The 15,236-nt window shown below is 62.3% G+C and carries 16 protein-coding genes; 10 read left to right on the top strand and 6 right to left on the bottom strand.

Annotation, left to right across the window (positions count from 1 at the left end; genetic code table 11):
* The first annotated feature begins 17 nt into the window (after window positions 1-17).
* The 5 genes from C2846_RS08985 (at window position 18) to C2846_RS08965 (ending at window position 3,945) form a co-directional block, all read left to right on the top strand.
* Window positions 18-440, top strand: a complete 423-nt coding sequence (locus C2846_RS08985) for a DUF4426 domain-containing protein (RefSeq protein ID WP_080049152.1) — start codon at window positions 18-20, stop codon at window positions 438-440.
* Entirely contained in the window at window positions 433-1,038 is a 606-nt protein-coding gene (gene rdgB, locus C2846_RS08980) for an RdgB/HAM1 family non-canonical purine NTP pyrophosphatase (protein WP_165443797.1), read from the top strand. The genes C2846_RS08985 and rdgB overlap by 8 nt, the downstream gene beginning before the upstream one ends.
* On the top strand, window positions 942-2,165 hold the full coding sequence (gene hemW / locus C2846_RS08975) for a radical SAM family heme chaperone HemW (protein ID WP_119701278.1): 1,224 nt from the start codon (window positions 942-944) through the stop codon (window positions 2,163-2,165). Before rdgB ends, hemW begins: the two co-directional genes overlap by 97 nt.
* A gap of 179 nt (window positions 2,166-2,344) precedes the next feature.
* A complete protein-coding gene (locus C2846_RS08970; RefSeq protein ID WP_119701277.1) occupies window positions 2,345-3,505 on the top strand; it encodes an iron-containing alcohol dehydrogenase in 1,161 nt (386 codons plus the stop codon).
* Between the two features lie 11 nt (window positions 3,506-3,516).
* On the top strand, window positions 3,517-3,945 hold the full coding sequence (locus tag C2846_RS08965) for an acyl-CoA thioesterase (protein ID WP_080051638.1): 429 nt from the start codon (window positions 3,517-3,519) through the stop codon (window positions 3,943-3,945).
* Between the two features lie 12 nt (window positions 3,946-3,957).
* Here C2846_RS08965 and gloA read toward each other — a convergent pair whose 3' ends face one another.
* The 4 genes from gloA to C2846_RS08945 form a co-directional block, all read right to left on the bottom strand.
* Window positions 3,958-4,500, bottom strand: a complete 543-nt coding sequence (gene gloA, locus C2846_RS08960) for a lactoylglutathione lyase (RefSeq protein ID WP_080049148.1) — start codon at window positions 4,498-4,500, stop codon at window positions 3,958-3,960.
* Between the two features lie 353 nt (window positions 4,501-4,853).
* Window positions 4,854-5,714: a crotonase/enoyl-CoA hydratase family protein gene (locus C2846_RS08955; RefSeq protein ID WP_095626634.1), complete on the bottom strand. Its 861-nt coding sequence runs from the start codon at window positions 5,712-5,714 to the stop codon at window positions 4,854-4,856.
* Between the two features lie 148 nt (window positions 5,715-5,862).
* Window positions 5,863-6,777 (bottom strand): aromatic amino acid DMT transporter YddG, encoded by a 915-nt coding sequence (yddG, locus tag C2846_RS08950; protein ID WP_119701276.1) that lies wholly within the window; start codon window positions 6,775-6,777, stop codon window positions 5,863-5,865.
* A gap of 30 nt (window positions 6,778-6,807) precedes the next feature.
* On the bottom strand, window positions 6,808-7,722 hold the full coding sequence (locus C2846_RS08945; RefSeq protein ID WP_080049145.1) for a LysR family transcriptional regulator: 915 nt from the start codon (window positions 7,720-7,722) through the stop codon (window positions 6,808-6,810).
* Between the two features lie 115 nt (window positions 7,723-7,837).
* Here C2846_RS08945 and C2846_RS08940 point away from each other — a divergent pair, with 115 nt between their 5' ends.
* From C2846_RS08940 to C2846_RS08920, 5 genes are all read left to right on the top strand, one after another.
* Complete coding sequence (locus tag C2846_RS08940; RefSeq protein ID WP_119701275.1) at window positions 7,838-8,266, top strand: VOC family protein; 429 nt, start codon at window positions 7,838-7,840, stop codon at window positions 8,264-8,266.
* Entirely contained in the window at window positions 8,263-8,850 is a 588-nt protein-coding gene (locus C2846_RS08935; protein ID WP_080049143.1) for a glutathione S-transferase family protein, read from the top strand. The genes C2846_RS08940 and C2846_RS08935 overlap by 4 nt, the downstream gene beginning before the upstream one ends.
* Before the next feature lie 128 nt (window positions 8,851-8,978).
* Window positions 8,979-11,270, top strand: a complete 2,292-nt coding sequence (metE, locus tag C2846_RS08930; RefSeq protein ID WP_119701274.1) for a 5-methyltetrahydropteroyltriglutamate--homocysteine S-methyltransferase — start codon at window positions 8,979-8,981, stop codon at window positions 11,268-11,270.
* Between the two features lie 127 nt (window positions 11,271-11,397).
* Window positions 11,398-12,612: an MFS transporter gene (locus tag C2846_RS08925; RefSeq protein ID WP_119701273.1), complete on the top strand. Its 1,215-nt coding sequence runs from the start codon at window positions 11,398-11,400 to the stop codon at window positions 12,610-12,612.
* Between the two features lie 134 nt (window positions 12,613-12,746).
* Window positions 12,747-13,337: a transglycosylase SLT domain-containing protein gene (locus C2846_RS08920; RefSeq protein WP_205890158.1), complete on the top strand. Its 591-nt coding sequence runs from the start codon at window positions 12,747-12,749 to the stop codon at window positions 13,335-13,337.
* Between the two features lie 5 nt (window positions 13,338-13,342).
* On the opposite strand, the gene C2846_RS08915 is transcribed toward C2846_RS08920, so the two are convergent.
* On the bottom strand, window positions 13,343-14,665 hold the full coding sequence (locus C2846_RS08915) for a substrate-binding domain-containing protein (RefSeq protein WP_119701272.1): 1,323 nt from the start codon (window positions 14,663-14,665) through the stop codon (window positions 13,343-13,345).
* A gap of 119 nt (window positions 14,666-14,784) precedes the next feature.
* Window positions 14,785-15,177: a RidA family protein gene (locus C2846_RS08910; protein WP_119701271.1), complete on the bottom strand. Its 393-nt coding sequence runs from the start codon at window positions 15,175-15,177 to the stop codon at window positions 14,785-14,787.
* Window positions 15,178-15,236 lie beyond the last annotated feature (59 nt).

The raw sequence follows: 15,236 nt of genomic DNA, 5'->3' as shown, positions 1-15,236 counted from the left end.
GCAAGGAGTATGTGGCCATGATATTACGCACCCTCATCTGCGCTTTTTTACTGAGCCTCTCATCCCTGAGCTGGGCCCAGAGCCAGCAGGTCGGTGACCTGACGGTCTACCACAACACCTTCAACAGCAGCTTCCTGCAGCCAGAGATTGCACGCAGTGCCGGGCTGGTTCGCGGCCGCACCCACGGGGTGGTCAACATCGCCGTGCAGCGCAATGGCGAGCCGGTCGACGCGCGGATCAGCGGCACCGTGACCAACCTGATTCAGCAGATCACGCCGCTGAACTTCATCCGCATCCAGGAAGGCGACGCGGTCTACTTCGTTGCCAACTACACCGCCGCCCAGCGCGGCCTGTTGCGCTTTGAAGTCCAGGTGCAGGCCGACGACAACTCCCCGGTGCATAGCGTGCGCTTCCAGCAGGATTTCCATCCCGATGACTGATGTACTGCCCCTGACCCGACTGGTTCTGGCCAGCAACAACGCCGGCAAGCTGAAAGAACTGCAGGCCATGCTCGGCAGCCAGATAGAAGTGCTGCCGCAGAAGCAGTTCACCGATCAGGAAGCCGATGAGATCGGCCTGAGCTTCGTCGAAAACGCCATTCTCAAGGCCCGCCACGCCGCCCGCGCCTCCGGCCTGCCGGCGCTGGCCGACGACTCCGGGCTGGCGGTCGACGCCCTGGGCGGCGCACCGGGCATCTACTCGGCCCGCTATGCCGATGGCGCCGGTGATGCCGCCAACAACCGCAAACTGCTGGCTGCCCTCGACGGCCTGCCCGATGAACAGCGTGGCGCCCAGTTCATCTGCGCCCTGGCGCTGGTCCGGCATGCCGACGATCCGCTGCCGATTCTCTGCGAAGGCCACTGGCGCGGACGCATCCTGCACGCCCCGCGGGGTGATCAGGGCTTTGGTTACGACCCGTTGTTCTGGGTGCCGGAAACCGAATGCAGCAGCGCCGAACTGCCGGCCGAGCAGAAAAACCGGCTCAGCCACCGGGCCCGGGCCATGGTTCTGCTGCGCCAGCGGCTGGGGCTGGCGTGACGCCGCCGCTGGCGGCGTACGTACACATTCCCTGGTGCGTACGCAAATGTCCCTATTGCGACTTCAACTCGCATGCCGCCGGCGCCAGCCTGCCGGAAGCCGAATACATCGACGCACTGATCGACGATCTGGATCAGGAACGGGAAGCCGTTCAAGGCCGTGAACTGGTGTCGATCTTCTTCGGCGGCGGCACCCCCAGCCTGTTCTCGGCTGCCAGCCTGGAGCGACTACTCAACGCAATGAGCGCCCGGTTGCGGTTTGCCAGTGACATAGAAATCACCCTGGAAGCCAACCCCGGCACCTTCGAGCAGGCCAAGTTCGCTGGCTATCGCAGCGCCGGGATCAATCGCCTGTCGATCGGCATTCAGAGCTTCAACCCCGAACACCTCAAGGCGCTGGGCCGGATTCATGATCACCGTGAAGCCCTGGCCGCAGTCGACATGGCCCGCCGGGCCGGGTTCGACAATCTCAACCTGGACCTGATGCACGGCCTGCCCGATCAGAGCCTGGAGCAGGCCCTGGCCGACATCGACCAGGCCATCGCCCTCGGCCCTGAACACCTGTCCTGGTACCAGTTGACCCTGGAACCCAACACCGTGTTCTACAGCCAGCCGCCGCAGCTGCCGGAGGACGACATCCTCTGGGACATCCAGGAAGCCGGCCAGGCCCGGCTGGCCGAACACGGCTACGCCCAGTACGAGGTCTCCGCCTACGCCCGCGCCCAGCGCCGCGCCCGGCACAACCTCAATTACTGGCAGTATGGCGACTTTATTGGCATCGGCGCCGGCGCCCACGGCAAGCAGACCCACCCTGACGGGCGGATCGAACGCTACTGGAAAACCCGCCTGCCCAAGGACTACCTCAATCCGGACAAAAGCTTCCGCGCCGGGCACCGACTGCTCGAGCCCGACGAGCTGCCCTTCGACTTTCTGATGAACGCCCTGCGCCTGGTCGACGGCGTACCCAGCGCCTGGTACAGCGAACGCACCGGCCAGACGCTGGACAGCATCGCCAACCAGCTCGACGACGCCGTGATTCGCGGCCTGCTGCAACCCTGGCAACAACAACTGCACACCACCGAACGCGGCCGACTGTTCCTCAACGACCTGCTGCAACGGTTTCTCTGAGCCATCCCACGCCCCACCATCGTCATTGCGAGCACGGCAATCCACAGATACGGCAATCCAGTGGCCCTGACCGTTACATAGCCCGCCATTCACAACATCCAGCATGGGCTGTAACCCTTGCAGCCATGGCGCAGGCCTCATACAGTTGTGCCAAATGTCTCAGTGCAGCCGAGGGCCCCATGACACCGTTCAGCTTTGCCACCACCGCCCAGATTCTCTGCGAATCCGGCTCGGCCAGCCGTTTGGCCGAGCTGTGCCGTGAACGTAATGCCCAGCGGATTCTGATCGTCACCGACCCAGGCATTACCCAGCACGGCCTGCTCAATGGCGTACTGCCTGGCTTCGCCCAGGCCGGGCTGAGCGTTGAAGTCTTCGATCAGGTGATCGCCGATCCGCCGGAAGCCGTGGTACTGGCCGCCGTCACACAGGCCAAGGCACTGCGCGCCGAGCTGATCATCGGCTTTGGTGGCGGCAGCTCGATGGACGTGGCCAAGCTGATCGCCCTGCTGGCTCACCCCGACTGCCAGCAGCAACTGGCCGATATCTACGGGGTCGGCAACGCCAAAGGCCAGCGTCTGCCGCTGATTCAGGTCCCGACCACCGCCGGCACCGGCTCGGAAGTCACCCAGATCGCCATCATTACCACCGGAGAAACCACCAAGATGGGTGTGGTATCACCGATTCTGCTGCCCGACCTGGCCGTGCTGGACGCCGAACTGACACTGGGCCTGCCGCCGGCAGTCACCGCCGCCACCGGCATTGATGCCATGGTCCACGCCATCGAGGCCTACACCAGCAAACTGAAAAAGAACCCGCTGTCGGACATGCTCGCCCGCGAAGCCCTGCGCCTGCTGGCCGCCAACCTCGACCAAGCGGTTCACAACGGCAGCAACCGCGAAGCGCGCCAGGCCATGCTGCTCGGCGCCCTGCTCGCCGGCCAGGCCTTCGCCAACGCGCCGGTCGCGGCGGTCCATGCCCTAGCCTATCCGCTGGGCGGGCATTTCCATATTCCTCATGGCCTGTCCAACGCCCTGGTACTGCCCAGCGTGATCGCCTTCAACGCCCCGGCCGCCCAGAACCTGTACGCCGAACTGGCACCACTGCTGGTGCCCGATCTCAAACCCGGCAGCGCTGCCAGCCAGACCGAGCAGCTGGTCAACGCCCTGAGCGAGCTCAGCCCACGCTGCAACCTGCCCAGCCGCCTGCGTGATGCCGGCGTGCCCGAGTCCAGCCTGGAGATGCTGGCTCGCGATGCCATGCTGCAGCAGCGCCTGCTGATCAACAACCCGCGTGAAGTCAGCGAGGCCGACGCCCTGGCCATCTACCGGCAGGCCTATTGAAGAGCATGAACATGAACAGCAAACCCCAGCGCCACGACTACCCCTACCTGCACCCGATCACCACCCGCTGGCACGACAACGACATCTATGGTCACGTCAACAACGTCACCTACTACAGCTACTTTGACAGTGCGGTGAACAGCTGGCTGATCGAACAGGGCGGGCTAGATATTCACCACGGCGAGCAGGTCGCCTTCGTGGTCAGCTCCGGGTGCGACTACTTCGCCCCCATCGCCTTTCCCGAGCGGATCGCCGTGGGCGTGCGGGTCGCCAAACTGGGCAACAGTTCAGTGCAATACGAGCTGGGGATTTTCAAGGAAGGGCAGGCCGAAGCCTGTGCTGCCGGACGCTTTGTCCACGTCTTCGTCGACCGCGCCAGCAACCAGCCCTGCCCGATCCCAGCCGGGCCGCGGGCAGCGCTGGCGCGCTTGCAGGTGTGAAGCCGCGCTGACTTAGCCCAGCACGCCCGGCAGCCGACCGGGTGTGAACAGCTCAATCCAGTAACCGTCCGGATCCTTGATGAAGGCGATATCCTTCATCTTGCCGTCTTGCGGGCGCTTGACGAAGCTCACGCCCAAGGACTCGAAACGGGCACAGGCCGCATCCAGATCCGGCACCGCAAAGCCAATGTGGCCAAACCCACGCGGCTCTTCGTTGCCGTTGTGGTAGGCAAACTCCGGATCGTCCTCGGTACCCCAGTTGTGGGTCAGCTCCAGCATCGCCGGGCGGCCAAAGGTCTGCACCAGGCGCTCCTTGGGATCAGTCGACCAGTTGCCCAGCTCGTGGCTGTCGATCGCAGCCAGGAAGAACAGGCTGAACTTCATCTCCGGGAAATCCAGCTTCTTCACCAGAGTCATACCCATGATCCGGGTATAGAAATCCAGCGTGCGCTCCGGCGACTTGATCCGCAGCATGGTCTGGTTGAACACAAAACCCTCGGTACCCGGGTCACGGTTCTCGCACAGGCCCGGGGCGGCTTCGAAATGGCGGCTCATGATGACTCCTGTTTCGGCTCAGTCAGATAAAGCGGCAGACTACCACCGCCCCACCAAAGCGCAACCACCTTCACCCCTGGATTGCCACGGGCCTGCGGCCCTCGCAATGACGGCCAAAAACGCTCACGTCCGGCCATTACAAGGAACCCACAGCACAACACAACCCACACCCCCGTCATTGCGAGGAGTTGGGGGCGGTCATCCGCCGACATGGAAATCCACACCAGCACCGCAAAACCTGGATTGCCACGGGCCTATAGCCCTCGCAATGACGGGGGTGGTGTGAAGTTGGTGGTGGTTTTGACCGTCATTGCGAGGGCCGCAGGCCCGTGGCAATCCACAGCCAGCCCCGGTCAGCGAAACTTGCGTTCATCCCACCACGGATAAAACGCCGGCCGATCCTTGCTCGGACTCAGCTTGAACTGCGGCGCACGTTTCTCCAGAAACGACTGCACTCCCTCCTTGGCATCGGCCGACTCACCCATAAAGGCAATCGCCCGCGAATCGACAATGTGGGCCTCCATAGGATGATCGGCCGCCATCATCCGCCACAACAACTGACGGTTCAGCAGCGCAGACATGCCCGAGGTGTTGTCGGCAATCTCACGGGCCAACGCATAGGCCGCCGGCAGCAGCTCATCTGGCTCGTGCAGGCTGCGCACCAGGCCGCCCTTGAGCGCCTCCTCGGCACCAAACACGCGGCCGGTATAGACCCACTCGGCGGCCTGCATCGGGCCAACCAGGCGCGGCAGGAACCAGCTCGAGCAGGCCTCCATGGTGATCCCGCGGCGGGCAAACACAAAGCCAAACTTGGCATTGGTCGAGGCCAGGCGAATATCCATTGGCAGGGTCATGGTCACGCCGACACCCACCGCCGCACCGTTGAACGCGCCAATCACCGGTTTGGTGCTCTCGTAGATCCGCAGCGACACCGTACCACCGCCGTCACGCAGATCATCGCCCTCGGGCTGGTCCTGGCGCTTGTGGCGGTTGAAGGTATCACCACCCTTCTCCAGGTCGGCCCCGGCACAAAACGCCTTGCCAGCCCCGGTCATCACAATCACCCGCACCGCATCATCGGCATCGGCGGCATCAAAGGCAGCGATCAGATCACGGCGCATCTGGCCGTTGAAGGCATTCATCCGCTCGGGACGATTCAGGGTCAAGGTCAGGATGCCATCCTGAACCTGGTAATCGAGGGTTTCGTAGGACATAGGGCAAGCTCCATTCGGTCAGCACCATTTAGTGTCGGCCAGTGTAGAACTCACCGGTCACTGCCACCAGTTGCCTCACTCAGGCGTATGCCCAGGCATAGGTAGGGCGGATGGAGCCCCCTGGGAGCCGGGAGCACCTGCTCCCGGATTACACCGCGTCATCGACAAGCTGTTTCATTGGCCGGGCACGGGTTGCAAACCAGCACAGGATCGAGCCGATGCAGACCATCAGGGCACCTTGCCAGAACGACAGCGACAGTGGTGTGCGCAGCAGCATGGCCGCCAAAGCCGCAGACAACACCGGAATGAAATACGACGCGCCAGCGAGGATGGTGACGTTACCGTGCAAGATGCCAACGTTCCAGGCGGCATAACCAAACCCCATCGCCGAGGCAGCCATCAGCAGATAAATCACCGCGTGGAGGCTGAAGTCCATCGCGCCACCGCCACCAGCGACGTATTTGATCCACAACGCCAAAGCCGTCAGCATGAAAAACAAGGTAATGCCGTTCTGCCCACCGGCAATGCGCGTGGTCACCGTGCAATACGCCGCCCAGATCACCGCCCCCGTGAAAGCCAGCCCATAACTGAGGGGATTGTCCTGGATATTCGTCACCATCCCGGCAAAATCCAGCCCCTGCTCACCACCCAACACCCAGCAGATGCCAAGCATCGCCAGCAGAAAACCGGGAATGATCAACAGGCTGGAGTGCTGCTTGTTAAACAGGATGGCCGCCAGGATGGTGAAAGCCGGCCACATGTAATTGACCATGCCTACTTCGATGGCTTGCCGGCTGGTGTTGGCGTAGCCAATCGACAAGGCCAGGCACAGCTCGTAACTAACGAACAGCACGCTGCCCCAGACGAGATAGCGCCGCGGGAACCGGCCAAGCTTCGGAAAACCGACCGTGAATAACAGCATCACCGACGCCACGCTGTAGATCATCGCAGCTCCGCCGACCGCCCCGAGGCTTTCGCTGACGCCACGAATCAGGCCGACTCTCGAGCTCCACAGCACAATTGCGATAAGCCCGATGAGTGTTGCCTTGTTATGCCTGTTCATACCGCTCTACTTACTGCCCAACTGCTTGATTTAAATGGCAGAACGCCCCTCATCCGGCCAAGGCACCACTCTCTCCAGCCGCGGACACACCCACTCCACAAACGCCCTCACTCGCGGCGATAGCTGCAAGGCGTGCGGATAGACCAACTGAATCGGGATATCCGCCGGTTCAAACTCGCTCAGCACTCGGACCAGGCGGCCGTCAGCCAGTTCATCGGCCACCTGGTAATGCATCAAACGGGTAATGCCCACACCCTGGACGCAGGCCTGGTTGGCGGCGCGGATCTGGTTGCAGGCCAGTTTGGGGATGATGGTTTCTGCGCGGTCCTGGCCGTTGTGACGGTAGTGCCAGTGGCGACCTTGGGTGAGCAGCGTGATGCAGGCGTGCTCGCGCAGGGCTTCCGGCGTGTCGATGGCCGGAGCGCTGCGCAGGTAATCCGGGCTGGCGCAGGTAACCAGGCGGGTAGCGCCGATCTGGCGGGCGACCATGTTGGAATCCGGCAGGTGGCCGATGCGTAGCGCCAGATCGAGCCGCTCATCGAGCAGGGGCAGTATCTGGTCGCTGAATGTCAGCTCGACACTGATTTGCGCGTACTCCTTGAGAAAGTCATTCACCAGCGGGGCCAGATAGCGCTGCCCGAACTCCACCGGGGCGGTAATACGCAGCAGACCTCGCACGCTGCCATCGCGCGCATCAAGGCGCTGCTCCATGTCGTCGAAATCCGCCAGGATCCGGCGACTCCAGGCCAGGTACTCTTCGCCTTCGTGGGTCAGTGCCATACTGCGGGTGGTGCGGTTCAGCAGCCGTACTCCGAGATGACGCTCCAGAGCCGCCAGCGAGCGCACCAGCGAGGCGACCGACTGCCCTGTCGCGTCGGCGGCGCCACTCAGGCTGCCGCTGTCGACGATCCGCACGAAATTGGCCATTGCCTTGAGCCTGTCCATAGCCACCTTTGGATTTGTGCATGTGTTGCACAGGTCATGTCAGGTGCGCGGCATAGGTGAAAGGCCTGCCAGAGTGGACACTACAGCGACTGATGTCACCTGGAGTATCTACACCATGAGCCACCACCACAGCCCCGCTCGCATACTGGCTTACGATCATATCGGAATACGTGTCAGCGACAAGAATCGGGCCATGACTTTTTACCAGGCGCTCGGCTTTGTGGAGAGCATGAGCTTTCCGCAGTTCGAGGCCAACGAAATGCTTAGCCCGGACGGCGTGCGGATCAACCTGATCTTCAATGGCGCGCGCCAGCCTGCCGCCCACAACGTTCTGCTGGATGAGCCGGTCAAACTACCGGGCATCACCCACCCGGCTTTCATTGTCGATGACCTGTCAGCGCTGCAACGCTGGCTGGATGCACAGGGCATCGTCATCACCGAAGGGCCGCATCACATTGGCCCCCGGCGAATCGCCCTGTTCATCCGCGATCCCGATGGCAATGTTCTGGAATTCAATCAACTGGTAGAGGAACACGCACAATGAAACTGTACAACCTGGACGCTTCCGGCAACTGCTACAAGGTGCGGCTCTTTGCGGCGCTGGCCAATATCGATCTGGAGCTAACCACTGTAGACATCCCTAACGGCGCGCATAAAAAACCGCCGCTGATCGACCTGAACCCGCTGGGGCAGGTACCGGTGCTGCAAGACGGCAAGCTGGCCCTGCGCGATTCGCAGGCCATCCTGGTGTATCTGGCAGGCAGCTACGGCGGGCTGGCCTGGTGGCCGGCGCATCCGCAGGGTCAGGCCGAGATTGTGCAGTGGCTGTCATTCGCCGCCAATGAGGTGCAGCACAGCCTGTGTGCCGCGCGTCTGGTGCAGAAGTTTGGCTACCCGCTGGACCAGGCTGCGGCGCTGGACAAATCGCCAGCCGTGCTGTCGGTACTCGATTCGCACCTGGCCGAGCATGACTGGCTGGCGCTTGGCCGGCCGACGATTGCCGACTGCGCGGTGTACCCATACGTAGTGCTGGCCCCCGAAGGCGGCGTAGACCTGCAGCCGTATCCGCATATCGCCCGCTGGTTTGAGCGTCTGGAAGCCCTGCCCGGCTATCTGCCCAAGCCCTGAAACGTTGCTGAACAGGCGGCGCTACGCAACATGAACAAAACTTATGTTCATCACGAAGAAAATGAGTTTGTTTCGTGATCGCCAGGCCTTGAGAATCCCTCCATTGATTTTTGATGGAGGGAACCCCCATGGCATTGACCCACAATCTCGGTTTTCCGCGCATTGGCCGCGACCGTGAACTGAAAAAAGCCCAGGAAGCCTACTGGAAAGGCGATCTGGATGAAGCCGGCCTGCGCGCCGTTGGCCGCGAGCTGCGTGCCACCCACTGGCAAGTCCAGAAAGACGCCGGCATCGCACTGCTGCCGGTTGGCGACTTCGCCTGGTACGACCAGGTGCTGACCCACTCGCTGACCTTCGGCGTGATCCCTGAACGCTTCCATGCACACGGCACCAAGCCGACCCTGGACACCCTGTTCGGCATGGCCCGTGGCGTCACTCAAGACAGTTGCTGTGGCGGCGCGCATGCTCAGGAAATGACCAAGTGGTTCGATACCAACTACCACTACCTGGTCCCCGAATTCACCGCTGACCAGCAGTTCGCCCTGAGCTGGGAACAGCTGTTTGAAGAGGTCGAAGAGGGCCAGGCTCTGGGGCACAACCTCAAGCCGGTACTGATCGGCCCGCTGACCTACCTGTGGCTGGGCAAGGAAAAAGGTAGCGACTTCAACCGCCTCGACCTGCTCGAGCGCCTGCTGCCGGTTTACGGGGAAATCCTTCAGCGTCTGGCTGCGCAAGGTATCGAGTGGGTGCAGATCGACGAGCCGATCCTGGCCCTGGATCTGCCGCAGGACTGGAAGAACGCCTTCGAGCGCGCCTACAACCTGCTGCAGAAAGAACCGGGCAAGAAGCTGATCGCCACCTACTTCGCCGGTCTGGAAGACAACCTCGGTCTGGCCGCCGGCCTGCCGGTGGACGGCCTGCATATTGACCTGGTGCGCGCCCCGGAGCAGTTCCCGAGCATCCTCGACCGCCTGCCGGCCTACAAGGTGCTGTCGCTCGGCGTGGTCAACGGCCGCAACGTCTGGCGTACCGACCTGGAACAAGCCCTGAACGTGCTGCAACAAGCGCAAGAACGGATTGGCGAGCGCCTGTGGGTAGCCCCCAGTTGCTCGCTGCTGCATAGCCCGGTCGACCTGACGCGTGAAGACCAGATCGACACCGAACTTAAGAGCTGGCTGGCCTTTGCCGTGCAGAAATGCCGTGAAGTTGCCGTACTGGCCCAGGCCCTGCGCGAACCGGAAGCCGCCGAGGTGCAAGCAGCCCTGGCCGAGAGCCGCGCCATACAAGCCAGCCGCGCCGCATCGCCGCGCATCCACAAGCCGGCCGTGCAAGCGCGCCTGGCCGCTATCAGCGCACAGGACAGCCAGCGTCAGTCGCCCTTTGCCAAACGCATCGAGCTGCAGCGCGCACGCCTGAAGTTGCCGCCCTTCCCCACGACCACCATCGGCTCCTTCCCGCAGACCCCGGCAATCCGCCTGGCCCGCCAGGCGTTCAAGGCCGGCAAGATTTCCGCCGCCGAGTACACCGAAGCCATGCACAGCGAAATCCGTCATGCGGTCAGCGTGCAGGAGCAGTTGGGCCTGGACGTGCTGGTGCACGGCGAGGCCGAGCGTAACGACATGGTCGAGTACTTTGCCGAGCAGATCGACGGCTACGCCTTCACCCGCTTTGGCTGGGTACAGAGCTATGGCTCGCGTTGCGTCAAACCGGCGGTGATCTACGGCGACCTGAGCCGCCCGCAACCGATGACCGTGGACTGGATCAGCTACGCCCAGAGCTGCACCGACAAGGTGATGAAAGGCATGTTGACCGGCCCAGTGACCATGCTGATGTGGTCCTTCCCGCGTGACGACATCCCCCGCGAGCAGCAGGCGCGCCAACTGGCACTGGCCATCCGCGATGAAGTGGTCGACCTGGAAGCCGCCGGCATCAAGGTCATTCAGATCGACGAGGCTGCCTTCCGTGAAGGCTTGCCGCTGCGCAAGGCGCAATGGCAGGCGTACCTGGACTGGGCCACCGAGTCGTTCCGCCTGACCGCCTCGGGCGTGCGTGACGAAACCCAGATCCACACGCACATGTGCTACAGCGAGTTCAACGACGTGATCGAATCGATCGCCGCCATGGATGCCGACGTGATCACCATCGAGACCTCGCGCTCGGATATGGAACTGCTGGAAGCCTTCGAACGCTTCGACTACCCCAACGAGATTGGCCCGGGGGTGTACGACATCCACTCGCCACGGGTACCCGGCAGCGCCGAAATGGCCCGGCTGATGAAAAAAGCTGCCCAGCGAGTGCCGGCCGAACGGCTGTGGGTCAACCCCGACTGCGGTCTGAAAACCCGTGGCTGGCCGGAAACCGAAGCAGCACTGGTCAACATGGTCGCAGCCGCCAAGCAACTGCGTAGCGAACTGGCCTGAGTCAGGCTGACTGATCGACAAAACGGAGCCTTGTGCTCCGTTTTGTGCATTCAAACGCTTGACCTCAAGTTAAGTTGAGGTATTAAGGTGCTCGCGACTTTCATACCACGGTCCAGGAGTCGCACGCATGACGCAGGTTAGCAATCACGCCACCAGCGCGAACATGAGTGGTCAGTACCTCTCTACGGGGGTGCTGTTGATGATGGCGGTGGCCACCGGCCTCTGTGCCGGGGCCAACTACTTCAATCAGCCACTGCTGAACTCCATCGCTTTGGCTCTTGGCGTCAGTGAGGGGCTGGCGGCGCTGACCGTGACCCTGTCACAAGTGTCTTACGCCGTCGGCCTGTTGTTTCTGGTACCGCTGGGCGACAAGCTTGAGCAGCGCGGTCTGGCGGTTAGCCTGATGCTGATCGCCGCACTGGGTCTACTGATCAGCGGCTATGCACAGAACTTCAACATGCTGCTGATAGGTACCCTGGTTACCGGCTTCTTTTCGGTTGCCGCCCAGATTCTGGTGCCCATGGCGGCGAATCTTTCCGACCCAGCGCGCAGCGGCCGAGCCGTTGGGCTGGTCATGAGCGGATTGCTGGCGGGGATTCTGCTGGCACGCACCGCTGCCGGCTTGCTCTCGGAAGTGGATGGCTGGAGTACCGTATATCGTTTAACCGCCGTGCTGATGCTGTTGTTGGCTGGTGCGCTGTGGGTAGTGTTACCCCGCGCCCGCAACGCTCAGCCGGCCAGTTACGCCGCGACACTCGGTTCGCTGCTGCAGTTGCTGATCGCCCACCCTCGACTGCGCACCCGTGCAGCGCTCGGCGGCCTTGTGTTTGGCTCGGTCAGCGTGTTGTTTTCGACCATGGCTCTGCTGCTATCAGGGCCGGCTCATCAACTCAGCGACAGCCAGATTGGCCTGATTGGGTTGCTCGGCATTGCCGGGGTCATTACCGCCAATATGGCAGGGCGCCTGGCAGATCGTGGCCGGGGGCAGAGGGTCAGCGCTGGCGCACTGGTTCTGTTGTTACTCGGCTGGCTGGGGCTCTATCTTGGGGCCGGCAATCTGTACTGGTTCCTGCTGGCGCTCTTGTTGCTGGACATAGCCCTACCGGCGGTGCATATCAGCAATCAGAGCGTGATTTATCAACTGGCCCCGCAGGCACGGGCACGGGTCAACGCCGTGTACATGACCGCTTACTTCGTCGGTGCCGCGAGTGGCTCGGCATTAGCGGCACTGGCCTGGAGCCACGGCGGCTGGGCCACGACCTGCGTAGTGGGGTTACTATTCGCCGGGCTGGCGGGGCTGGTGTTGCTGTATGACCAGCACATCCTCCGAGAACGACGCTGAGCGCGAGCTGGCCTTCAGTAATGGCGTGGCCAGAAAAGATTGTTTTGTCAGCCCCCATGGGTATCATCCGACAAAACAAGGAACCTGCCATGCCTCGCTTTACCCCCACAGCGCGCCGGCCCGCCGCCGGCAAACTGATCAGCCTGCTGGTACTGGCTGCCCTGCTCGCCGGTTGCGCCAGCAAAGCCGTACCCACCCGCCAAGAGAACATCTGCCATATCTTTGCCGACCAGCGCGGCTGGCATTACCACGCGCTGCAAATGGAAAAGACCTGGGGAGTGCCCGTGCATGTGCCCATGGCAATGATGTATCAGGAATCCAGCTTCCGGCATAACGCCCGCCCGCCGCGGCGCACCATCCTCGGCTTTATTCCCGCCGGCCGCCCCAGCGACGCACTGGGCTACTCGCAGGCCCTTAGCTCAACCTGGAATGACTACCGGCAGGAAACCGGCAACCGCCGAGCCAGCCGGACAAACTTTGCCGACTCGATCGACTTCATGGGTTGGTACATCAACAAAACCCACAGCATCAACCGCATCTCCAAGTGGGATGCCCAGCACCAGTACCTGAACTACCACGAAGGCTGGGGCGGATACCGGCGCGGCACCCACCGCAACAAAGCCTGGCTGCAGGGCGTGGCGCGACGCGTGGATACCCGCTCCAACAGCTACCACCAGCAATATCAGGGCTGCCAACGCAACCTGAGCCGCAGTCGGTTTCGCTGAGCCCGTCAGCGCCGCACCCAGACTTCTACGCGGCCATTGCGCTGGGCGCCGCTGGTTCCCCCAGTTGCGCCCACGGGCATGTAGTGGCCATAGCCGGTATGGCCGTGGCCCTGCACACCCAGGTCACGCAGCGCACGGCTGACCGACTGGGACCGCAGCTCGGAGATCATCTGCGCGCGCAGCTCGCCGCTTTGTTGATCGGCAAAACCAATCAGCATCAGATCGGCACCGGTTTTGCCGGTGTTTTGCAGATACTGCCGAATGCGCAGCAAGTCGCGGTGAGCCTTGTTGTCGAGCCGGGTATGCCCCTCGGCAAAGCGCATATTCACCGACAGGCGCTGGTAATTCTGTGTCAGGCGCCGGAAAGTTTCCGGCACGCTGGCATCCAGCACCGGATCGACGGCAAACGGGGTCTGGGAAAAGAAACCGGATTTGGCCACAACATCCTGCCCGGCCTGGCTCTGGGCATAATCGATAAAGGCCTGGAGCAGCGGCTTGCTGGCCAGCTCCGGGGTGTAGAGATACAGCCGGCGGGACAGCGGGTAATCTTCTGTGGCCACCGACAGCTTGCTCGGCTGCAAGGCCGGTGCAGCACCGTCGGCAATCGCCAGCAACTTGCTGTTGCCAGCCGAGGCAAAACCCGCAAAGCCGATGCCACCCGGGTCACGGCTTACATCCTCGGACAACAGGTCATTCGACTCGTAGCGCCGGGCGCTCTCGGTCAGGCTGTAGCGGCCCGCCAGCACCAGATCCTTGAAGGTGTCCCAGGTGCCGGACTGGCTGTCGCGGGCATAGACCTGAATCGCCCGATCCGGCCCGCCGACCTCAGACCAGTTGCCGATATCGCCGGCAAAAATCCGCGCCAGCGTATCGATATCCAACTGACTGACCGGGTTGGCGGGATGCACCAGAATGGCCAGCCCATCAATCGCAATGACATGCTCGCTACTGGGGCTGACCATGTCCGCCTGCGCGGCCATGCTGGCGATTTCGCTATCAGTGATGCGCCGGGAAGCCGCCCAGATATCCGCCCGGCCAGCCCGCATTGCAGCGAAACCAGTGCTGGTGCCGTGAGCGGCGATCAACACACTGAGCGGCTGGCCCTGATGCCGGGTCCTTAGCACAGTCTCGTTGTCAGCGCCGGTAGCGCTGGCGCTGACGGATTCGCCCGTCAGCTGCTCGAGAAAGGCGCTCATCAGCATCGGTGCCAGGGTGGCGCCCACGGTGTTGGAGCCATGAATTTCCAGCGCGTGGGCAGATACCGGGCCAGAGACCAAGACCAGGGAAACCCCCAGGTATTGCAGAAGTCGGCGACAAACAGAGCGCATCAACAGCCTCATTGAAATCAGATAGTCAACAGTGGGCCGCCAGAATGCGCAAAAAAGATGACATGCACATTACAACAACATGACAGCCCAGCCCCACTATCTTGAGCGGCTGCGGCTCACTACTGCGGCAACTTGGCGATCACCTTGATCTCAAAATCAAACCCATACAGCCAGGTCACACCAACCCCGGTCAACGTCGGATGTGGCGGCTCGCCCCAGAACTCCTGCACCACCGGCCAGATGGTGTCGAATTTCGACTGCGGATCGACGATAAACACCGTCACATCCACCACGTCCTCGAAGCTGGCGCCAGCGGCGGCAAGAATCGCGTTCAGATTGGTGAAAGCCTGGCGCACCTGATTTTTCAGATCCGGTTCCGGCGAGCCATCTTCCTTACTGCCGACCTGACCGGACACGAACAGAAAACCATTGGAGCGCACCGCCGGCGAATAACGGTTGCGCTCGTAGAGTGCATGGCGACCCGGCGGGAAAACAACATCACGTTGCGACATAACTACCTCCATCATGTGGACTGGGCGGGCCGTGAAAGCCCCATGGAGATACTCTAGAA

This window comes from Pseudomonas jilinensis, from assembly GCF_003586265.1.
GTDB lineage: Bacteria > Pseudomonadota > Gammaproteobacteria > Pseudomonadales > Pseudomonadaceae > Halopseudomonas > Halopseudomonas phragmitis.
Note: the sequence above shows the minus strand (reverse complement) of the source record. Positions and strands in the feature narration are given on the sequence as shown.